Source organism: Streptomyces sp. NPDC020875, assembly GCF_040641415.1.
In the GTDB taxonomy this organism is placed as follows: domain Bacteria; phylum Actinomycetota; class Actinomycetes; order Streptomycetales; family Streptomycetaceae; genus Streptomyces.
Window position 1 is genome coordinate 55,072 of the sequence record NZ_JBFADP010000010.1, and the last position, 20,516, is coordinate 75,587.

The following is a 20,516-nucleotide window of genomic DNA, read 5'->3' on the forward strand; positions in this document are numbered from 1 at the left end:
CGACGCCCGCCCGGACCCGGGGGCCCCGGCGTCCCGGCCGTCGATCCGTAACACCCGTACGCCGCGCCCCGGGCGCAGCCCCGGTCGCGGACCGGTCCTACGCCGGACGCGCGGGGCCCGCACCCGGCACCTCATCTGTCCTCCCGCTTCTCCCGCCTCCCCCCGCTGGCCCCTCTGTTCCTCTGTCGTGCCCTTTCGGAGCGTGCAAGGAGTCCTTACGATGGCCGATTTCGCCAAGTCCCGGGTGCCCGGGTTCGCCGTCGACGTCTATCAGAACGAGTTCCTGCCGGAGGGCGGCCGGGAGGTCAGCGCGATCGTCACGGTCACCTCGACCGGCGGCGGAACCACCGGCGGCGCGCCACTGCCATCGGCCTCCGGGGCACCGGCGGGCATCCCGGCCCACGGCCCGTCGGCCGCCGTGGTGATCATGGTGGACTGCTCGGGGTCGATGGACTACCCGCCGCAGAAGATGCGCAACGCCCGGGACGCGACGGCCGCCGCGGTCGACACCCTGCGGGACGGTACGGAGTTCGCCGTCGTCGCCGGAACGCATGTCGCCCGGCAGATCTATCCGGACGGCGGCCGGCTCGCGGTCGCCGGGGCCGCCACCCGGGCCGAGGCGAAGCTCGCCCTGCGGCGGCTCACCTCCGGCGGCGGTACGGCCATCGGCACCTGGCTCCGGCTCGCCGGTGAACTGCTCGGCGGCTCCGGGGCCCGGATCCGCCACGGCATCCTGCTCACCGACGGCCGGAACGAGCACGAGGCACCGGCCGAGTTGGCGGCGGCGCTGGAATCCGTCACGGGCCGGTTCACCTGCGACGCCCGGGGCGTGGGCACCGACTGGGAGGTGAAGGAGGTCACCGGGATCGCCTCGGCGCTGCTCGGCACCGCCGACATCGTGGCCGATCCGGCGCGTCTCGCGGCCGACTTCACGGCCGTGATGGAGCGGACGATGGGCAAGGCGGTCGCGGACGTCGCCCTGCGGCTGTGGACACCCGTCGGGGTCGAGGTCCTGTTCGTGAAGCAGGTGGCGCCGAGTGTCGAGGATCTCACCGGGCGCCGTACGGAGGCCGGTCCGCGCGCCGGTGACTATCCCACCGGCTCCTGGGGCGACGAGTCCCGGGACTACCACGTCTGCGTCCGGGTCCCGGCCGCCGCCGTCGGCCGGGAGATGCTGGCGGCCCGGGCGTCGCTGATCGTCCCGGCGCCGGACGGCGGCGCTCCCGAGGTGCTTTCGCAGGGCCTGGTCCGGGCGGTGTGGACGGACGACCTCGCCGCGTCGACCGCGATCAACCCCCAGGTCGCGCACTACACCGGCCAGGCCGAACTGGCACAGGTCATACAACAAGGGCTGGATGCCCGTAAATCGGGAGATATACCCGACGCAACGGCCAAACTGGGCCGGGCCGTCCAGCTCGCCGCGGCCTCCGGAAACGCGGACACTGCGAAACTCCTTTCGAAGGTGGTGGACGTGGTCGACGTGGCGACGGGTACTGTGCGACTGAAAGCAAAGGTCGCCGAGGCCGACGAGATGACTCTCGAAACGCGCTCGACGAAGACGGTCCGCGTCAAGAAATAGCCGCGTACCACCGTCAGGACGGATGAAGCAGCGGCCCTCGGGCCGGACAGGAGAGGGGGAGGCGCCTCCATGCCGACCTGCCCGAACGGACACCAGTCGGGTTCCGACGACTGGTGCGAGGTCTGTGGCCACCGCATGGCGGGCCCCGGCGCTCCCACGGGGGCCGTACCGCCTCCTCCGCCGCAGCCGGGGTACGGCTTCCCGCCGCCCCCGGGCGACCCGAACGCCACCGCGCAAGCAGAGCTGTGTCCCCAGTGCCGTACGCCCCGGGAGGCCAACGCGCCCTTCTGCGAGGAGTGCCGGTACAACTTCCTGACGAACACGGCGACGTCGTACACCCCGGTGGCGACGGGTCCCCGGCCGGGCCTCAACCTGCCCGCCGGGTTCACCAACCAGCCCGGACCGCCGTCCGGACCCGGGCCGCAGGGCGGCCCCGGCTTCCCGGGCCAGGGCTCCCAGCCGCCCGGCTTCCCGCCGCCCCCGCCCGGTCCGGGCGCCCAGGGGCAGGGCCCGGGGTTCCCCGGCGGAGGCGCGCCCGGCGGCCACGGTGCCGGGCCGCAGGTGCCCGGCCACGGCGGCCAGGGCCCCGGCCCGCAGTCGCACGACCCGTTCGACTACCAGGGCTCGCGCCCCTCTCAGCTGAACCGGCCCGCCGAGCCGCTGCACGAGGCGCCGGGACACGGAATGCCCGGCCAGATCCCGGGACACCAGCAACCCGGCGGCCGGACACCGCCGCCCCCGCCGTCCTTCACCCAGCAGCAGCCGCCGGCCTCGCCGTTCCAGGGCGGCCAGGACCCGCACGGCCCGCAGGGCGGCCCCGGTGGCGCGCCGTCCGCGTTCCAGCGGCAGCCCGCGCCGTCGGCCTTCCAGCCCGCCGAGCCCCCGGCCCCGCAGCCGCCCGCACCGGGCCCCGGCGGGCCGGGCCCCGGCCAGGCTCCCCCGGTCGACGACTGGCCGCTGAGCCCGCCGTCGCAGTCGTCCCCGCCGCAGGGTCCGCCGCAGGGCGCGTACCAGCCGCCCTACGGCGGCCCGCAGGGCGGCCCGCCCACCGGCCCCGGACCGGGCCCCGGTTCCGGCCCCGTTCCCGGGCAGCACCAGTCGGCGCCCGGCGGTTTCGGCGGACCCGGCGCGCCCGGCTCGTGGACCGCCGTGATCGCCCCCGACCGGGACTACTTCCTGGCGATGATGCAGCGCAGCGGCCCGGACGCGGGCGGCCTCAACCTGCCCGCGTACAGCCCCGAGCAGCATCTGCCGCTCACCGGCAACCAGATCACCATCGGCCGTCGCCGCCAGTCCACCGGCGAGGCGCCCGATATAGATCTGTCGGTACCGCCGGAGGACCCGGGCGTCTCGCACAAGCACGCCGTACTGGTCCAGCAGCCGGACGGCTCCTGGGCCGTCGTCGACCAGAACTCGACCAACGGCACGACGCTCAACGGCGCCGAGGAGCCGATCCAGCCCTATGTGCCCGTCCCGTTGAACGACGGCGACCGGGTACACGTCGGCGCCTGGACCACGATCACGGTCCGGCGCGGCTGACCGTGATCATGGTCGCGGTCCGGCACGGCTGACCGTCATCACGGTCGCCGTCCGGCACGGCTGACCGGCCGCTCGCGGGCGGTCGGTCTCAGTCCGGTCCGAACTCGCCCAGGGGCCAGACGTAAGGTCCCCCGGGGTCGTCCAGCCATGCCCATTGGCGGCGCGCCCCGACCGTGATCCCGAACCGGTCGCGGCGCGGCCGTCCCTCGCGCTCCCAGAGGGCGAGGGCCTCGTGGGGATCGAGGCCGCCCGCCGTCAGCGCCAGCAGGAAGCGGAAGAGATCGTTCTCGACCGTCTGCCGGGGCAGGCCGCGGGTCCGGATCAGCGGGGCGTCGCCCGTACCCCGCAGCGGCACGAAGTAGGCCGGTACGCGGAGGAAGCGGCCCTCGGCGAAGCGGCCCCGGGCGTCGTCCCGGACCCGGAGCACGACCAGGCCGGTGGAGACCGGGGCGACGATCACCGCGTCCGGCCGGCACTGCGCCGGCCAGTCGTCCGGGATCACCGGAAGCGCGCAGGTGGCCAGGATCCGGTCGAAGGGCGCCCGCCCGGGCGCTCCCCGGGCCCCGTCGCCGGTGATCACCGCGGGCCGGTAGCCCGCCGCCGCCAGGTGGGCCCGGGCGGACTCGGTGATCTCCGGTTCGAGATCGACGGTGGTGACCCGGGTGTCGCCGAGCCGGTGGCAGAGCAGGGCCGCGTTGTAGCCGGTACCGGCGCCGATCTCCAGTACCCGGTCCCCGTACCGCACCTCCAGCGCCGCCAGCATCCGCGCCATCAGCGACGGCTGGCTGCTGGAGGAGATCAGCTCACCGTCCCGGACCCGGGTGGCCAGCGGCCCGTCGGTGTAGGCGCCGCGCAGCCAGCGCTCCCGGCGGACGGGGTCGGGGTCCTCGCCCCAGAGCCGTTCCCAGCGGGCGGGCCGTCCCGCGCCCGAGGGCACGGGGACGTAGTAGTACGGCACGAACAGATGGCGGGGCACCTCCTCGAAGGCGAGCCGCCAGGCGGGATCCCGCAGCCCGCCGTCGGCCACCATCGCGCGCACCAGCGCCCGGCGGGCCTCGTCGGCGGGATCGGCGTACCGCTGCGGAAGGGTCCCCATGTCTCCCACTGTGCGGCCCGGACGGTCGCGAGGCGAGCATCACCGGGCTCCGCGCGGCGCCGCTCCGGTCGGTTCGGCACCCGGCCGGAACGAGCCCCACGCGGACCCGGAGATTCCGGATTCGGGTCCAGCCGGGGGGACCTAGGACCCCGGTCCTGGTCCCGGTCATCTGAGACGATGGACGGGTGAACGAGATTCCCCGGGGCACCCTTCAGGAGCAGACCTTCTACGAGCAGGTCGGCGGCGAGCCGACCTTCCGTCGCCTTGTTCACCGGTTCTACGAAGGCGTCGCCGACGATCCGCTGCTGCGGCCGATGTATCCGGAGGAGGACCTCGGCCCGGCCGAGGAGCGGTTCGCCCTCTTTCTGATGCAGTACTGGGGCGGGCCCAGGACCTACAGCGACAACCGGGGTCACCCCCGGCTGCGGATGCGGCACGCGCCGTTCCGGGTCGACCGGGCCGCGCACGACGCCTGGCTGCGGCATATGCGGGTCGCGGTGGACGAGCTGGAGCTCTCGCCCGAGCACGAGACCCAGCTGTGGAACTACATGACGTACGCCGCCGCCTCCATGATCAACACCGACGGCTGACCCGCTCCGGGCCGACCAGCCGTCCCGGCGCCCTTCCGGCCCGGCCGCCGATCCCGGGGCCGGGCTTCCGGGCGTCAGCCCGCGTACCCCATCCGGTACGACAGCTCGGCGGCGACGGCCACGGTCCGCCCGGCGACCTCGGGCAGCAGTTCGGCCCGGAGCCGGTACGCGGGCCCGGAGACGCTCAGCGCCCCGCTCACCGACCCGTCGTGGCACCGTACGGGCGCGGCCACCGCGTTCAGCCCGGTCTCCAGCTCCTCGACGGCGATCGCGTACCCCCGCTCCACCACCTCGTCGAGCAGCCGGGCCAGCCGCCCGGGGTCGGTCACGGTCCGCGGTGTGAAGCCGTCGAGTCCGCCCGCGAGGACCCGCTCCCGTACGGCGCCGGGCGCGTACGCGAGCAGCACCTTGCCGCTGGAGGTGGCGTGCAGCGGGGTGCGGCGGCCGATCCAGTTGTACGAGGTCACCGCCGCCGAGCCCCTGGCCTGGGCGACGTTCACGGCCGCGCCGTCGGCGAGTACGGCCACATTGACGGTGTCCCCGATCTCGTCGGCGAGGTCCCGGCAGAGCGGCTCGGCCTCCCGGGCGATGTCCAGCCGCCCGGCGGCGGCGCCCGCGAGCCGCAGTACGCCCGCCCCGAGCCGGTACTTGCCCCGGTCCCCGGACTGCGTCACCAGGCCCCGGTTCTCCAGCGCCCCGAGCAGCCGGGACGCGGTCGACTTGTGGACCCCCAGTTCGACGGCGATCTCGGTGACCCCCGCCTCGCCCCGCCGGGCCAGGCTCTCCAGCACACTGACGGCCCGGTCCACGGACTGCACCGCCGTACCGGCTCTGTCGGTCGTCATCTCTCCCACCCTCGCGGCCGGGGCGCCGCCGGTCGTACCGCGCCCGCCCCGCCTCGCGCGTCTGTTCGGAAAAGCCGCTCCTGCCCGGCCGGCGGGGCTTCAACCGCCGGGGGCGGGTGAGCCGGGTCTCCCCGGACTCAGCCGCTCCGGGTGGGTGTGACGGTCAGCCCGGTCAGCCCGCCGGGACCGGAGGCCCGGACGGCGATCGAACCGAAGGAGGTCCGCAGGCGCAGCCAGGAGCCGGGGGCGGTCAGCAGCGCCACGGGCGCGCCGGGGCGCAGGAAGCCGAGGGAGTGCGCGGCGTGCACGGCGCGCAGCGGCAGTCCGGTTCCGGCCACCTCGCGGGACCAGATCTCCCGTCCGATCCGGTCGCGTTCGGCCCGGGTCCTGCGCTCGGCGGGCAGGGCCTCGTCCCGGTGCCGGAACTCGGCGACGGCGGCGGCGACGGCGGCCCGCATCTCGGCGGCGCCGGGGAGCCCGGGGACGGTGCTCCAGCCGCCGCGGGGCGGCAGGACGCCGGTCCACGGCGGGCCGGTGACCGGCGCGGGCAGGGTGAATCCGGTGCCCTCGATCCGGTCGAGCAGCTCACCGGCGGAGACCGTGGTGTCGAGGGCGAGGGGCGTGCTCAGCCGGGCGGTCCTGATCGCCAGCACCTCGAAGGAGGGCGGGCGGCCGAAGACCGCGAGATGCGGCTGGGGACGGCCGTCCGGGCCGCCCGCCTGGAGGCGGACGGCGGCGGCGCGGTCGTAGTGCAGCAGCCGGGCGAGGAAGGCGGTGAGATCGTCCGCCTCCCGGGCGTCGGCGAGGTCCGGGCTCCGCACGGGCGTACTCATGCGACCAGGGCGCTCTCGTCGGCCTCCTCCAGATACTCCCGGAGGTGGGCGCGCTCCTCCGCGCTGATCCGGCGCGGCCGGCCCGCTTCGAGGTCGTAGGGGACGACGACGGTCGAGGCCCGGACATAGACCTCCGAGGCGCCCTCGGTGTCCTTGACCTCGTAGCTGACGGTCAGGGACGCGGCGCCGATCCGGGTCACCCGGGTCTCGATCACGACCGGCTCGTGCCGGTGGACCAGCGGCCGGACGTAGTCGATCTCGTGCCGGGCCACCACCGAGCCCCCGGAGAAGGAGGGCGAGCCGTCCGACGGCCGGAGCCGGAACATGAAGTCGATCCGGGCCTCCTCCAGATAGCGGAGGAAGACGACATTGTTGACATGCCCGAAGGCGTCCATGTCGGACCAGCGGAGCGGACAGCGGTAGATGTGCCGGGCCATGGGTGACGGTTCCCGCCTTCTCGGTCTCTGGCTTGGTTCGTGCTCCGGTCCCGGTGCCCCGGGTCCCCGGCCCCGGCCGGGAGCGGCCGGGGCGGGGGCGGGGACGGGACCGGGCGGGCGGGGCTCAGCCCCGGGTGAGCTTCTTGTACGTGGCACGGTGCGGCCGGGCCGCGTCCGGGCCGAGCCGCTCGATCTTGTTCTTCTCGTACGTCTCGAAGTTGCCCTCGAACCAGAACCACTTGGAGTCGCCCTCGTAGGCGAGGATGTGGGTGGCCACCCGGTCGAGGAACCAGCGGTCGTGGGAGACGACCACGGCGCAGCCGGGGAACTCCAGCAGCGCGTTCTCCAGGGAGGAGAGCGTCTCCACGTCGAGGTCGTTGGTCGGCTCGTCGAGGAGGAGCAGATTGCCGCCCTGCTTGAGGGTGAGCGCGAGGTTGAGCCGGTTGCGCTCGCCGCCGGAGAGGATCCCGGCGGGCTTCTGCTGGTCCGGGCCCTTGAATCCGAAGGCGGAGACATAGGCGCGGGACGGCATCTCGACCTGGCCGACGTTGATGTAGTCCAGCTCGTCGGAGACCACGGCCCACAGCGTCTTCTTGGGGTCGATGTTCTCGCGGCTCTGGTCGACGTAGCTGATCTTGACGGTGTCGCCGACCTTGATGGTGCCGGCGTCCGGCGCCTCCAGGCCCTGGAGCATCTTGAACAGGGTCGTCTTACCGGCGCCGTTGGGGCCGATGATGCCGACGATGCCGTTCCGGGGCAGGGTGAAGCTGAGGTCGTCGATCAGCAGCTTCTCGCCGAAGCCCTTGGTGAGGTTGTTGACCTCGACGACGATGCTGCCGAGCCGGGGGCCCGGCGGGATCTGGATCTCCTCGAAGTCCAGCTTCCGCATCTTGTCGGCCTCGGCCGCCATCTCCTCGTACCGGGCGAGCCGGGCCTTGGACTTGGCCTGCCGGCCCTTGGCGTTGGAGCGGACCCACTCCAGCTCTTCCCGGAGCCGCTTGGCGCGCTTGGCGTCCTTCTGGCCCTCGACCTTGAGCCGGGCCTGCTTGCTCTCCAGGTACGTGGAGTAGTTGCCCTCGTAGCCGATGGCGCGGCCGCGGTCCAGCTCCAGGATCCAGCCCGCGACGTTGTCGAGGAAGTACCGGTCGTGGGTGATGGCGACGACGGTGCCCGCGTACTTGGCGAGGTGCTGCTCCAGCCACTGCACCGACTCGGCGTCGAGGTGGTTGGTGGGCTCGTCGAGGAGCAGCAGGTCGGGGGCCTCCAGCAGCAGCTTGCAGAGCGCGACACGGCGCTTCTCGCCACCGGAGAGGTTGTTGACGGGCCAGTCGCCGGGCGGGCAGCCCAGGGCGTCCATGGCCTGCTCCAGCTGGGCGTCGAGGTCCCACGCGTTGGCGTGGTCGAGGTCCTCCTGGAGCTTGCCCATCTCCTCCATCAGCTCGTCGGTGTACTCGGTCGCCATCTGCTCGGCGATCTCGTTGAACCGGTTGAGCTTGCCCTTGATCTCCGCGACACCGTCCTCGACGTTCTGCAGAACCGTCTTGGACTCGTCCAGCGGCGGCTCCTGGAGCAGGATGCCGACGGTGTAGCCGGGCGACAGGAAGGCGTCGCCGTTCGACGGCTGCTCCAGTCCGGCCATGATCTTCAGGACCGTGGACTTACCGGCGCCGTTCGGACCGACCACACCGATCTTGGCGCCGGGCAGGAAGCTCAGCGTCACGTCATCGAGGATGACCTTGTCGCCGTGCGCCTTGCGCGTCTTGCGCATCGTGTAGATGTACTCAGCCAAGAGAAACCGTCCGGCAGATAAGTGGGTGGGCAGAGATACACCCCATCTTGCCGTACCGCCGTCCCGTGGCGAAAACCGACGGCGGTACGGGCCCGGACCGCCGGGGTACGGACGGCCCCGGTGGCCGGACGTACCGGTGGCCCCGGAGTGCTCGGCACTCCGGGGCCACCGGTAAGTCACAGGCCGTACGCGGTCACTCCCCGCGCATCCGCGGTCACTCGCCCGCGGCCGCCTTCTTCTTCCGGAGGAAGAACACCGCGCCGCCGCCGAGGGCGACCAGGGCCACCGCGACACCCGCGATCACGGGGGTGGCGCTGGAGCCGCCGGTCGCGGCCAGGCCGCCGCCGGTGGTGGTGGCGGCGCCGGTGGTGCCGGTGGAACCGCCCGTCGACCCGGTGGAGGCGTCACCGCCGCCGGTGCCCGTACCGCCCGCCGAGTTCGGCGTGGGCTCGGAGGACGGCTTCGGCTCGACCGGCTTGCCGCTGGTCTCGCAGTCCAGTACGCCCTTGAACGTCTCCTTGAAGTCGTTCGGGCCGGTGATGGTGATGTCGTACGGCTGGTCCTCGGCGACCGGGACGGTCACGGTCTTGGAGCCGCCCGCCGGAACCGTGTACTCCTTACCCGCGAGGGTGAAGGTGAAGGGCGCGTCGCCCTTGTTGGCGGCGGTGACGTCGACGCCGCCCTTGTCGCAGTTCTCCTGGAAGGTGACCGCCGGGACGGGGCCGGTCTTCGCCCAGACCACGGCGGCGGAGGCGAAGACCTCGGAGGTGCTGGAGCCCGCCAGGATCATGGTCTGGCTGGTGCCGACCTGCGGCGCGAAGGCCCGCCCGACCGGGACCTGGGTGGTGACGCTCGCGGTCAGCTCCGCCCGCCCGTCGGGGGCGTCGGCCGGGACCTCGAAGTAGACCTTGTCGCCGTTGACCGCAGTGGTGACCGGCTTCCCGGCCTTGTCCACGATCTTCACCCCGGCGACGGTGCCCTCGGAGGAGAGGGTCAGGCCGACCTTGGCGGCCGGGGGCGCGTCGGTGGTGACGGTCACCGGACCGATCCGGCTGCCGGGCTTGCCTGAGACGGCGTGCGGGTCGACCTTGAGGGACGGCTTCGGCTCCGCCAGGTTCTGCGCCTTCTCGTAAAGGTAGTCGGCCAGCTTCCCGGCGTTCTCGTCGGCGGCTGTCACATCCGCCTTGTCCGAGTAGCGCCAGATGGCGACCTGCGTTCCGGCGGCTGCGGTCTTCTCGGTCAGCGGGCCGGACTTGGCCGCCTCCGCCAGCGCCGCCAGGTCGTCCACCTTCGGGTAGGAGTTCTGGAGGATCCAGCGGATCTTGCCCGCTTCGGGGTTCTTGTTGAGGACGCTCTGGTCCCAGGGGGTCTCCTGGTACTTGGTGCCGTCCTCGGTCGGGTTGTGGAGATCGATGCAGTACGTCTTGAACGTGCCGCCGCCGGTCAGCTCGAAGAGCCCGGCGGCCATCCGGAACGGCTCCTTGTCGCCCGGGGTGTGCAGCAGCGCGTAGTCGTGGACCTTCAGCCCGGCGAGTGTGGCGACCGCGCCGCCCGTGTGCGACACCCCGTCACTGGCGACGGCGGCCCCGGCGCCGGTGAGCGCGCCGGTCGCGACCAGACCCGTCACCGCGGTGACGGCGGCGATACGGCGAACGGTGGACCGCCCGCGCCCGCTGGAAGCGGACGACGCGGAGAACAGTGCAAACACAGAAATCCCCTCCGGGCGAGGCTTCGCAGACGATGCGCACGATGTGTGTGGGGAGTGGGCCTCGCCGACCTACTCAAGTGCCCCGTGAGTACGGAGGGATCCTATGAACGCCCGAGCGGGCCGATGCCCCGTCGTACCGTCATACAACCATTCCGAATCGGAATCGTTATCGCGGATCCCGCCGCCAACTGGCCCTCCTCCATTCCTTATCGATAAATCACCGGTACATCCACACCCCCAACAGCCGTGTGAGATCGGTGAATCCGCAGGTCGGTACGGCGTTGCCAGCTTTCACAACAACCTTGGACAAATACGGGGAGTACACCAGGAAGCAACTCGGCGACCGCCTGACGACCTCCTGGCGACGACCTGGACTCACCGGAGCGGGAGGGGTTGCGACCGGATCGCAACCTCCCCCACCCCCGCCCGGTTCGCCGGATCACCCGGACGGATCGCCCCCGGCACCCACAGCGCCCCCACCAGCCTCCGGCGCTCCCCCGGTGCCACCCGCGGCACCACCGGCGGGCCGGGCGACCCGCCGGAAGGCGGACGTACCCCGGTTGAGGTCGTGCCCCACGGCGAGCGCGTCGACGTCCACGAAGGTCCGCCGGCCACCGTCCCCGCCGGGTCCGCCATGGCCTTCGCGCTCCCGTTGCTCCCCCGCCGGGCCGATCGGATCGACTTCCCGTACCCGCAGCCGCCCGTGGACCAGGACCGGATCGCCGACCGAGAGCGACCCCGACAGATTGGCGGCGAGCCCCCGCCAGGCGAAGACCGTGTAGAAGCTGGTGGGCCCGTCGGACCAGCCCGAGTTCTGCCGGTCCCAGCGCCTGGGCGTCACCGCCATCCGGAACCGCGCCACCGGCCCGGCGGTCGTCTCCCGGTACTCCACCGCCGTGGCGGCGTTGCCCACCAGCGTCACCGTCGTCTCGTACATCGCGCGACCACTCCCCCCGGCGGACCTCCACGGCCCGCCGCTCGACCGGACGACCGCCCTTCCGCGGCTCCGCGTCCGATCCTGGACCCGGCCCCGGACCGCCGCCTGGCCCTGTGGACTACCGGCCGGTTGTGGAGAACCCCGTCACCCCCGGGGCACCCCCCGAGCCCCGTCCGCCCCGGCCGCCCAGCGCGCCCCGGGTACCGCCCAGCGCCGTCCGGTCGCCGCCCGCGACGGTCGCGTACCGCTCCCGTACCTCTCGATAGCGCAGCAACTCACCCGCCACCGGATCGAGCACCATCGCCCGGCCGCACCCGGCCGCCGCCTCGCGCAGCCTGCGCCGGGCATCCTGCCCGTACCGCCGCGCGGGGCCGCGTACCGCCGCCGTACAGGCCCACTCCACCAGCGGTCCGCCGACGATCCCGGCCAGCATCAGCCCCGCCGGATAGACCAGGCCCGGCGGGAAGACCCCGACGATCTGCCCCACCAGCCACAGCCCGCCGTAGATCTGAAGCAGGGTCATCGACGCCTGGGCCAGTACGGCGGCGGGCCACCAGGCGGGCCGCAGCGGCCGTCTCCCGGTCTCCTCCGCCGCCTTCGCCGCCAGCTCGTCGAGGGCTTCCGGCAGCCCCTCGGAGCCCCGGACCGCGGCCTCGCGCACCGCCTGCGACCAGGGCGCGGGCAGCCCCGCCGCCGCCTCGTCGGCGACCGTGCGGACCGCCTGTTCCACCCGCTGGCGAGCGGTCGGCTCGTCCTCGGCCGGCGGTACGTCGGGCACCGGGACGGCCCCGGGCGTGCGCCGGCGCTCGTACCAGCGCCAGAGCCTCAGCCAGGGGGTGCCGCAGGCGCGGCCCGCGTGCCGCCGCCACTCCCGTTCGGCGGCCTCACCCGCCGCGTCGGCGCCGACGGCCTCGGCGAGCCGGTCGGTGAACTCCTCCCGCGCCCGTTCGTCCAGACCGGTCCGGCCGGTGGCGACATAGCCGCCGCGCAGCCCGTGCGCGGCGGCGTCGACATCGGCGGAGAGCCTGCGGGCGGCGGCCGTACGTTCCTGGACGAAGGCGCCCAGCACCTCCCGCAGCTCCCCGATCCCCTCACCGGTGAGGGCGGAGACGGGGAGCACGGTGGCGCCGCTGTCGCCGTGTTCGCCCAGCGCCATGCCGTCCTCGTCCAGCAGCCGCCGCAGATCGTCGAGTACCTGGTCGGCGGCGTCGCCGGGCAGCCGGTCGATCTGGTTGAGCACCACGAAGGTGACCTCGGCATGGCCCGCGAGGGGCCGCAGATAGCGCTCGTGGAGTGCGGCGTCCGCGTATTTCTCCGGGTCGACGACCCAGATCACGGCGTCGACCAGGGCGAGTACCCGGTCGACCTGGTCGCGGTGTCTGCGGAGCGCCGAGTCGTGGTCGGGCAGGTCGATCAGGACCAGTCCCGACAGTTCCTCGGCGCCGCCCGCCAGGGGCCGCCGCCGCAGCCTGGGCGGGATGGCGAGCCGGTCGAGGAGCCCGGCGGCGCCCTCCGACCAGACGCAGGCGACCGGCGCCGATGTGGTGGGCCTGCGCAGACCGGTCTCCGACAGCGGTACCTGCGCGAGGGTGTTGAAGAGGGTGGACTTGCCGCTTCCGGTGGCTCCGGCGACGGCGACGACGGTATGCCGCCCGGAGAGCCGCTGCCGGGCGGCGGCCTCGTCCAGGACGCGTCCGGGCTCGGCGAGCGCGGCGTCGTCGAGGCGGGCGCGGGAGAGGCCGACGAGTTCCCGCAGGGCGTCGAGCCGGAACCGCAGACCGCCGCCGATCACCCCGGTTTCGGCCGGATCCTCCTCGGGCTCCGGCACGGCCTCTCCGGGGACGGGGACCGGGGCGGCCCTGCGGGCGATCAGTCCGTCGTCCCAGCGCCGTTCGTCGTGTTCCGCTTCCACACCAGTCACTTCACCTTCTGCAGTACGGACAGGGCGGCGATCAGCTCGGCCTGGGGTTCCGGTGAGACGTCGAGGGAGTCGAGGGGGGCGAGCCTGCGGTCCCGCTCCCCGTCGAAGACGGAACCGACGGCCGCGGTCAGCAGTTCGCCGCCGCGGTCGCGGAGCCGGAGCGCGGCCCGGGCCCCGATCCGCTGGGCGAGCCGTTCCCCGGCCGGCCGGGCCCGCCGCCCGCCGAGGAGGGCGGCGGCGACGAGGGCGGCCACGGTCTCGGGATCGGGCGCGGGGGTACGGTCCAGCTCCCGCACCTCCTCGTCGGCCAGCTCCTCCAGCTCCCGCCGCCAGCGCCGGACCGCGATCCCCAGCCGCTCGCCCGCCTCGGGGTCGGGCCGTACGGCGGCCACCCCGGCCGCCGCCGGATCGCGGCGCCAGGCGTCCCGTACCCGCTCGTCGGCGGCGGCCACGGCGCACTGCACCAGGGCGCGGAGCCCGTCGGTGAGCGCGTCCAGCAGCTCACCGGCGGTGCTGTCGCGGGGAAAACCCCGCCAACGGGTCCTGGCGTCCCCGGAGAGCACGGCCCCGGCGGCAAGCCGCTGGTCGAGCCGGGCGCGCTCCGACTCGTAGGCGTCCTCCACCACCCCGGTGAGCCGTACGGTGGCGGCGTACTGCCCGGCGACGGCGGCGGCCAGCTCCGGCATCCGGGCGTTGAGGGAGTCGATCACCCCGGTCGCGGTCCGCCCCAGCGCCTGCTGCCGGGCGGCCGGGTCCCGCACCCGGTGGGCGAGCCAGTCGTGCAGGGGCGCGACGGCGCTGTTGGGCAGCAGCCCGCTGCCGCCGCCCGCGGACTCGGGCAGCTCGGGAATGGTGAACCGGGGTACATCCCCGAGCCCGGCCTTGGTGAGCAGCGCCGCGTACTGCCGGGACACCTCGGCGAGCACCTGGTGCGGCACCCGGTCGAGCACGGTGACCAGGGACGCGTCGTACTCCTTGGCGGTACGCAGCAGATGCCAGGGCACCGCGTCGGCGTACCGCGAGGCGGTCGTCACCATCACCCAGACGTCGGCCGCGCAGATCAGCTCGGCGGCGAGCACCCGGTTCTCCACCACGAGCGAGTCGATATCGGGCGCGTCGAGCAGCGCCAGCCCCCTGGGCAGCGCCCCCGACCGCTCCACCCGCAACTCGTTCCGGGCAACGCCCTCCCCGTCGCCGTCCTCCCGCTCGGGCGCCCAGACCCGGGTGAGCCGGGGCAGCACCCGCCCCCCGCTGAACCAGTGGTGGTCGTCGGGATGGCAGACCAGCACCGGAGTCCTGGTGGTCGGCCGCAACACCCCCGCCTCGGTGACCCGCCGCCCCACGAGCGAATTCACCAGCGTCGACTTCCCGGCCCCGGTCGACCCCCCGACCACCGCGAGCAGCGGCGCCCCCGGATCCTTGAGCCGCGGTACGAGATAGTCGTCGAGCTGCGCCAGCAGCTCCCCCCGCGCCTGCCGGGCCCGCGGCGCCCCCGCCAACGGCAGCGGCAGACGCACGGCGGCGACTCGTTCGCGCAGGGCGGTCAGAGCGTCGATCAGCTGGGGCCGGGCATCCAAGGTCACCACATGTGAAGAATGCCCAATTTTTCAGCCATTTTGAAGCGTATGGCCATGTCTGCGCGCCGGTCGGACACAAGGGACAGAGGGGATGAGTGGGGCGCAGGCATAACGAGTGCACAACACCCGCGACCGTTGAGCGGAAAACCGATGCAGGAATCGCACCTGCCTGCGATTATCGGTTCGCTTCACCGAACCTCCACATCGAGCCACGCAGGCGAAGCAACGGGGTCAAGGCGACGGGAGCCCTATCCTTGTCCCCGACACGGTCACGGACTCACGCACTCCGCTTCCCGCGTCCGTCCCACCACACCCGGCCCCCGTAGCTCAGTGGATAGAGCAGGCGCCTTCTAAGCGCTTGGCCGCAGGTTCGAGTCCTGCCGGGGGCGCTCTTTCTTTGCAGCGCCGTCTTGGTGTTCCGCCCTCCCCCGGGAGGGCGTTTTCGCTGTTCGGAGTATTCGACCGTGCGGCCGGTGATCGTCGTCATGCGACTGGACGGTTGTGACCGCCGCGCCCGATCGGAGTGGCGGTCGCCGACAGCGGAGCGACCCGCCCCCGTTACGACACCCGGTCTCGCGCGGTCGGCAGGGCCCGGCACACTCACCCGTCGGCGGGCAGTTCCCGGGCCGCGTAGTACGCGCGCAGGGCAGCTTCCGACCCGGAGCCGAGGGCTGTCATGATCCGCTGGTAGCGGGCCGAACGCAGATCCCCCGCCACAATGACGCGCGGATGCTGGGCGGCCGGTGGGCAGTAGCCGTCCGGACCTCGGACCAGGTCGCCCGGCGGGGCCGTCGGGGTGTTACCGAGGGAGAGATACGCGGCATCCGCCACCAGATCGTGCCTGTCACCGCTGCTGTCCGTCACCTCCGCCGCAACCGTTCCTCCCGCACCACGACGCAGTGTCAACTGCCGTACGGGCACCGGCACGACACGCGGGTCGCCCCGTACCTCCTCGACCTTGTACGCGTCCGGCTCCGGGTAGGCCACCAGCAGCCGGACGTCCAGATTCGGGTGGGCGCGGAGGAAAGTGCCGATCGGGCGGTCGCCGCCGAGGACGAGGAGCGTACGGCCTTCGGCGACGTCCGCCTCCGCCTCCCACAGCGGGGGCAGGACGAGACCGGTGGGTGCCGTGACCCACGGGACGTCACCGGGCTGCAGCGGTCCGACGCCCGTGGCGACGACCGCGTACGGCGCCATCAGACGCGTACCGTCGTCCAACGCGACCGCCACCCGGTCGTCATCGGCGCGGAGTTCGACCACCCGGCGGCCGAGTTCGAGACGGCACAGCTCCGTGGCTCTCAGCTCCGCGGTCATCGCGTCCGCCAGCTCCCCACCGCTGCTGTAACCGCCCAGGGCATTGTTCAGCGCCGGAATCCGATACAGGTTCCGGCACAACCGGTCCGGCTCAATCACCACCGAACGCATACCGACACTCGCCGCCATCCGGGCCGCCGCACAACCGGCAGGCCCTCCGCCGATGACGATCAGATCGGTGTCGAAGCTGACAGACGAACCCGCATGCGACGGCGTATCGACCATGCGCCTATTCCAGCACCAGGGTCTCCGCATACGCAGTGATCTGCCGCACCACGGCGTCCATCGGCACGAGTTGGCCGGGTCCGATCAACCGGCGGCCTACGACGAGACCGGCGTCGTGGACATCCGGGCCCGCGTCACTCGCGCACGCGTCGGTCACGATCCACGGCGCGTAACCGTGCTCGAAGGCGTCCGCGGCGGACTTCAGCACGCAGCTCTCAGTGGCGATCCCGCAGAAGACGAGATCGGTCCAACCCGCCCGGCGGATCAGTTCGGTGGCTTCGGGCGTGAAGAGCGTGTACCCGGTCTTGTCAATCACGGCATGGGCCCTGGCCGCGGGCTCGGCGAGTTCCGGCACGAGATCGGTCTCCGGCGAGTCGCGAAGGCGACGCCACTGGAAGAACCGCTCGTAGGGGCTGTCCGGATAGTTGAAGTAACGGGTGAAGAGCACCGGACGGCCGACAGCGGACCACCGCGCGACCAGATCCGAGACAGCGGGCACTGCCTGGCGGCTGTGGTGGTTCACGAAGCCGTTCTGCATATCGATGACGACCAGCGCGGCATTTCCGATGTCCATACGCTCTCTCCCACCCGTGTCCTCAGCCGGCGCTCTCGCGTAGCGCGTCCTGCGCGGCACGCAGCCGTTCGGCCGGTCCGCTGGTCTTCATTCACGCCGCCAAGACGGCGAAAGCCTCACCCGTCTCCAGGAGGCCCTACGGCCTTGCTGCTTCTGCGGCGTCTTCGTGGGCATTCGCGGAACGCTGCTGCCTTGAGCTCGATCACCACCGAGCACCTATCGAGACCCCGGCTCTCCGAGTCGCCGTACCACCGGCCGACCCCTCAAAGCTCCTACAGCACCCGGCGCTCCGTAGCCGTCGAGAGGGCCGGCTCGCCGTACTCCGTGAAGAGTCGGCCGACCAGTTCGCCGCGGCTGGAGACGTCGAGTTTCTCGAAGATCGATTTGATGTGGTCGCGGACCGTGTGGGGGGACAGGTGGAGTTCGGCGGCGATGGCGTTGGTGGGGAGGCCGCGGGCCACGCACTGGGTGACCTGGAGTTCCCGGTCCGACAGTTCGTAGGCGAGGACGACGAGCGGGGTGATCTCGGAGGCCGGGGCCCGTTCGATGACGACCGCGGAGAAGCCGAGTTCGCCGTCGGCGCCGCGCAGGCAGGAGCCGTGGCAGACCAGCCAGCGGCCGGTCCGGGCGCGCATTCTGATGCGGGCGGTGTCGCCGCCGTGCCGTTCGGCGATCGCCCTGGCGCGCATCGCGGTGCCGTGGACCCAGAGGGGGACCCGGACGCCGAGGGCGGTGACCGATGTCGGGCCGTCGGGGAGTTCTTCCAGGTAGCGGCGGGCTTCGTCATTGGCGGAGAGCAGGGCGCCGCCCGCGTCGAAGAGGAGGAGTCCGGTGCCGGTCGGGCCGTCTTCGGCGGGGGCGGGGCGGGTTTTGGCGTAGGACCTGAGTCGGCGGGCGATCGGTGTGCCGAGGTCCTGGAGGAATCTCCGTTCGGAGGCGGTGAAGGCGGGGCGGCCCTTCGCCCGGAACAGGCTGACGTAACCGTGCGGGCGGCCGTCCACGCGCAGGACGGCCCGGAGTTCGTCGTGGAGTCCGCGCGGTACCAGGAAGTCCCGGTAGAGGCCGCTTCGGGCGGGTCGGCCTCCGGTGCTGTCCCAGAGGCTCGCGACCGGTACCGGTGCCCGGGCGAGGTCGCGGAACAGGTTGATCCGCTCCGTGAACAGTTCGTACCGCCAGTAGGCGGTACAGCTGTGGTCCTCGGTGTTCTCGGCGAGAACCGGGGAGGTGATCATCCCGGTCTCGGGATCGGTGGCGCGCCAGACGCCGACGTCGTAGGGGACGGCTCGGCGCAGTTGTGCGGCGAGGGTGCTGAACATCTCGTACGGGCCGTCGGCCCTGACCGCGCGGGCGATGAGTTCTTCGCGGCCGGTCACAGGGGGCATGCTGCGGCTCTCCGTTCCGGGCGTCCGCGGGTGGGGGAACGTACTGCGGCCGATTTCACCGTAGACGACGCGCCGGGGTGGTCCGGGGCGCCGCCGGTGCCGGGTCATGATTCACGCCCGGGCCCGGCGGGCGGGAGCAGGAGGGCGGTGACGCCCGCGAGCAGCGGCAGCAGGGCGACGGCGGCGAGCGCGCCGGTCGGCCCCAGATGTTCGGAGAGGGTCCCGGTGGTGGCGGAGCCGATGCCGCCGCCGACGAAGAAGAGCAGGTTGAGGATGCCCATGGCGGCGCCGCGCCGGGCGGGTTCGAGCCGGTCGGCGAGTACGGCGGTGGTGAGTACCTGGGTGGCCGCGAAGGTGGCCATGCCCATGGACGTACCGATCAGCATGACGACGACGCCGCCTTCGACGAGGCCCACGATCCCGAGGCAGCCGGCCGAGGTGACGGCGGTTCCGGCGAGCAGGCGGCCACCACCCCTGCCGGTGCTGAGCCGGCCGGCGATCCGGGCGGCCACCGCGCCGACCACCGCGCCCGGCAGCAGCCAGGCGCCGACGGCGAGGACGCTCCAGCCGTATGTCACGGTGAGGATCTGCGGGATCGCGTACATCGCGGCGAACAGTCCGGCGTAGCCGCCCAGTCCGATCAGGGCCGCGGTCAGGAAGGTGCGGTCGGTGGCCAGGGGGCGCGGGAAGAATCCGTCGGGGCGTCGGCCGATATGGGCCGCCAGGCCGGCCGCCGACAGGGCCAGCAGCGCCGACAGGACGATGACGGGCCCGGTCGTGAGGTCGAGCGAGGGTGCCTGGATGAGCAGCAGCAGGGTGGCGGCGGCGGTGCCGAGCAGTAGCCCGCCGCGCGGATCGACGGGGGTGCCGAACCCCGGCCGGGCCGCGGCGAGCCTCAGGCAGAAGGGCACGGCCAGCAGGGACAGGGCCGGTAGTACGAGGGTGATCCGCCAGTGCGCCCACTCGGTCGCCAGCCCTCCCATGAGGGTGGCGGTGGAGGAGAAGAGGGCCATGGAAGCCCCGAATATCCCGAGGATCCTCGCCCGTCGCGCGACGGGCGCGGCCGAGACGAGGGTGAGTGCGGCGGAGGTGACGGCTCCGGAACCCGCCGCCTGAACGAAGCGGCCCGCGACGAGGGTGCCGAGGTCGGGGGCGGTCAGACAGATGACGGCACCGACCGCGAGGAGTATCGATCCGGCCAGGAGAGTGTCGCGTACGCCCCGTTTCGCCGAGAGCCGCCCGAAGAACGCGGTACCGATACCGAGCGCCAGGGCGTGGGCCGTCAGCACCCAGCCCGCGACGGCCGGACGGACTTCCATGGCGGCCGCGACATCGGGCAGCGCGACCCCCGCGGCCGTCACTCCGAAGATCACGGGCCCGAAGAGAGCACCGAGCCGGAGCCCGGTCGCGCCCGCGGAGGGGGTGTTCCGTGGTGGGGCCTGAACGGTGGTGATGGTCGTCATCGGGCTCTCCTTCCGGAGGCCGGTACGCACCGGGCCGTTGTGGAACCGTGGGTGCGGCGGCCCTCCGCGGCTGATCCGGTCGGGCGCTGATCACGGTTCCAGCCGGGGCACCGGACGCCCATCCCCCTTTTGAGGGGAGCCGGACGTCCGGCGGGCCGGGGGCGGTTCCGCCGTCCGGCGACCCGCCGCGATACCGGCCCCGCCGACGGCATGCGGGGCCACCACGGCTTCACCACCGGCACCGGTACGCGGGTCTCCCCACGGCAGGGCCGCCGGGCGGTACCCCCGTGCGCCCAGGGCGCCGCCGTCTCCCGGTTCAGCGCACCAGTACCAACCCGCAGCCGTACGCCCGGCCGTGCCCGAGACCCCTCGTCAGCACGCCCACGAAAGTCGCGGGGTCCGTGATGGTCAGTTTGCCGCGGATCTCCGCCCGTGAGAGGCGAAGACCCTGTGGTGCGGAAGTCGTCGATCGTCGGGTAGGCGCCTGGGGCGAGGAGGGCGCGGGAGATCCGGACGCGGACGGTGGCACGTACACCGTGGTCGGGGATGGTGTCGCGAGGTACCTGTTCGAGAACTCCGGTACAGGTCCGGGTGCGGACGGACATCGAGCCCGTTCATCGCGCCCGTACCTCCGGTATCAGGCGTACCGGGCAGCGCCACTCCCGGGTACAGAACCGCGGCACGGGCCCGGCGACCGCACGGGCCCG

At 72.9% G+C, this 20,516-nt stretch carries 17 protein-coding genes and 1 tRNA gene; 4 read left to right on the top strand and 14 right to left on the bottom strand.

Features of this window, described 5'->3' with window-relative positions; genetic code table 11:
- The first annotated feature begins 220 nt into the window (after positions 1-220).
- Both AB0G74_RS08015 and AB0G74_RS08020 read left to right on the top strand, forming a co-directional pair.
- Positions 221-1,579, top strand: coding sequence for a VWA domain-containing protein (locus AB0G74_RS08015; RefSeq protein WP_361141881.1), 1,359 nt, complete (start codon positions 221-223; stop codon positions 1,577-1,579).
- A 69-nt stretch (positions 1,580-1,648) separates the two neighbouring features.
- Positions 1,649-3,118, top strand: coding sequence for an FHA domain-containing protein (locus tag AB0G74_RS08020; protein WP_361141883.1), 1,470 nt, complete (start codon positions 1,649-1,651; stop codon positions 3,116-3,118).
- Between the two features lie 88 nt (positions 3,119-3,206).
- Here the strand turns inward: AB0G74_RS08020 and AB0G74_RS08025 are convergent, their stop codons facing one another.
- Entirely contained in the window at positions 3,207-4,214 is a 1,008-nt protein-coding gene (locus AB0G74_RS08025) for a methyltransferase domain-containing protein (protein ID WP_361141885.1), read from the bottom strand.
- A 185-nt stretch (positions 4,215-4,399) separates the two neighbouring features.
- Between AB0G74_RS08025 and AB0G74_RS08030 the strand changes: the two genes are divergently transcribed.
- Positions 4,400-4,804: a globin gene (locus AB0G74_RS08030; RefSeq protein ID WP_361141887.1), complete on the top strand. Its 405-nt coding sequence runs from the start codon at positions 4,400-4,402 to the stop codon at positions 4,802-4,804.
- Positions 4,805-4,878: 74 nt separating this feature from the next.
- Here AB0G74_RS08030 and AB0G74_RS08035 read toward each other — a convergent pair whose 3' ends face one another.
- From AB0G74_RS08035 to AB0G74_RS08070, 8 genes are all read right to left on the bottom strand, one after another.
- On the bottom strand, positions 4,879-5,649 hold the full coding sequence (locus AB0G74_RS08035; RefSeq protein WP_361141888.1) for an IclR family transcriptional regulator: 771 nt from the start codon (positions 5,647-5,649) through the stop codon (positions 4,879-4,881).
- Positions 5,650-5,786: 137 nt separating this feature from the next.
- Positions 5,787-6,482, bottom strand: coding sequence for a hypothetical protein (locus AB0G74_RS08040; protein WP_361141890.1), 696 nt, complete (start codon positions 6,480-6,482; stop codon positions 5,787-5,789).
- Positions 6,479-6,919 (bottom strand): thioesterase family protein, encoded by a 441-nt coding sequence (locus AB0G74_RS08045; RefSeq protein WP_361141892.1) that lies wholly within the window; start codon positions 6,917-6,919, stop codon positions 6,479-6,481. The genes AB0G74_RS08040 and AB0G74_RS08045 overlap by 4 nt, the downstream gene beginning before the upstream one ends.
- A 124-nt stretch (positions 6,920-7,043) precedes the next feature.
- Complete coding sequence (ettA, locus tag AB0G74_RS08050) at positions 7,044-8,708, bottom strand: energy-dependent translational throttle protein EttA (RefSeq protein WP_361141894.1); 1,665 nt, start codon at positions 8,706-8,708, stop codon at positions 7,044-7,046.
- Positions 8,709-8,922: 214 nt separating this feature from the next.
- Entirely contained in the window at positions 8,923-10,416 is a 1,494-nt protein-coding gene (locus AB0G74_RS08055; protein ID WP_361141896.1) for a Cys-Gln thioester bond-forming surface protein, read from the bottom strand.
- Between the two features lie 439 nt (positions 10,417-10,855).
- On the bottom strand, positions 10,856-11,353 hold the full coding sequence (locus tag AB0G74_RS08060; RefSeq protein ID WP_361141898.1) for a single-stranded DNA-binding protein: 498 nt from the start codon (positions 11,351-11,353) through the stop codon (positions 10,856-10,858).
- 118 nt (positions 11,354-11,471) lie between these two features.
- The gene (locus tag AB0G74_RS08065; RefSeq protein ID WP_361142007.1) at positions 11,472-13,181 is read right to left on the bottom strand and encodes a GTPase; all 1,710 of its coding nucleotides are present in this window, start codon (positions 13,179-13,181) and stop codon (positions 11,472-11,474) included.
- A gap of 89 nt (positions 13,182-13,270) precedes the next feature.
- A complete protein-coding gene (locus AB0G74_RS08070; RefSeq protein ID WP_361141899.1) occupies positions 13,271-14,860 on the bottom strand; it encodes a dynamin family protein in 1,590 nt (529 codons plus the stop codon).
- A 307-nt stretch (positions 14,861-15,167) separates the two neighbouring features.
- On the opposite strand from AB0G74_RS08070, the gene AB0G74_RS08075 reads away from it, so the two are divergent.
- Positions 15,168-15,240: transfer RNA gene (locus tag AB0G74_RS08075), tRNA-Arg, on the top strand.
- Positions 15,241-15,451: 211 nt separating this feature from the next.
- Here AB0G74_RS08075 and AB0G74_RS08080 read toward each other — a convergent pair.
- The 5 genes from AB0G74_RS08080 to AB0G74_RS08100 form a co-directional block, all read right to left on the bottom strand.
- Positions 15,452-16,390 carry an FAD-dependent oxidoreductase gene (locus tag AB0G74_RS08080; RefSeq protein WP_361141901.1) on the bottom strand — a complete coding sequence of 313 codons (939 nt, stop codon included), beginning with the start codon at positions 16,388-16,390 and terminating at the stop codon, positions 15,452-15,454.
- Between the two features lie 4 nt (positions 16,391-16,394).
- Positions 16,395-16,964: an isochorismatase family cysteine hydrolase gene (locus tag AB0G74_RS08085; RefSeq protein WP_361141903.1), complete on the bottom strand. Its 570-nt coding sequence runs from the start codon at positions 16,962-16,964 to the stop codon at positions 16,395-16,397.
- 272 nt (positions 16,965-17,236) lie between these two features.
- On the bottom strand, positions 17,237-18,337 hold the full coding sequence (locus AB0G74_RS08090; protein WP_361141905.1) for a helix-turn-helix transcriptional regulator: 1,101 nt from the start codon (positions 18,335-18,337) through the stop codon (positions 17,237-17,239).
- 113 nt (positions 18,338-18,450) lie between these two features.
- Complete coding sequence (locus AB0G74_RS08095) at positions 18,451-19,809, bottom strand: MFS transporter (RefSeq protein ID WP_361141907.1); 1,359 nt, start codon at positions 19,807-19,809, stop codon at positions 18,451-18,453.
- Positions 19,810-20,125: 316 nt separating this feature from the next.
- Complete coding sequence (locus AB0G74_RS08100; RefSeq protein WP_361141909.1) at positions 20,126-20,344, bottom strand: type I-E CRISPR-associated protein Cas6/Cse3/CasE; 219 nt, start codon at positions 20,342-20,344, stop codon at positions 20,126-20,128.
- Between the last annotated feature and the right edge of the window lie 172 nt (positions 20,345-20,516).

Coding starts and splice junctions, on each gene's coding strand:
- AB0G74_RS08015 (WP_361141881.1), top strand. CDS start 221: ATGGCCGATTTCGCCAAGTCCCGGGTGCCCGGGTTCGCCGTCGACGTC.
- AB0G74_RS08020 (WP_361141883.1), top strand. CDS start 1,649: ATGCCGACCTGCCCGAACGGACACCAGTCGGGTTCCGACGACTGGTGC.
- AB0G74_RS08025 (WP_361141885.1), bottom strand. CDS start 4,214: ATGGGGACCCTTCCGCAGCGGTACGCCGATCCCGCCGACGAGGCCCGC.
- AB0G74_RS08035 (WP_361141888.1), bottom strand. CDS start 5,649: ATGACGACCGACAGAGCCGGTACGGCGGTGCAGTCCGTGGACCGGGCC.
- AB0G74_RS08040 (WP_361141890.1), bottom strand. CDS start 6,482: ATGAGTACGCCCGTGCGGAGCCCGGACCTCGCCGACGCCCGGGAGGCG.
- AB0G74_RS08045 (WP_361141892.1), bottom strand. CDS start 6,919: ATGGCCCGGCACATCTACCGCTGTCCGCTCCGCTGGTCCGACATGGAC.
- AB0G74_RS08060 (WP_361141898.1), bottom strand. CDS start 11,353: ATGTACGAGACGACGGTGACGCTGGTGGGCAACGCCGCCACGGCGGTG.
- AB0G74_RS08080 (WP_361141901.1), bottom strand. CDS start 16,390: ATGGTCGATACGCCGTCGCATGCGGGTTCGTCTGTCAGCTTCGACACC.
- AB0G74_RS08085 (WP_361141903.1), bottom strand. CDS start 16,964: ATGGACATCGGAAATGCCGCGCTGGTCGTCATCGATATGCAGAACGGC.
- AB0G74_RS08095 (WP_361141907.1), bottom strand. CDS start 19,809: ATGACGACCATCACCACCGTTCAGGCCCCACCACGGAACACCCCCTCC.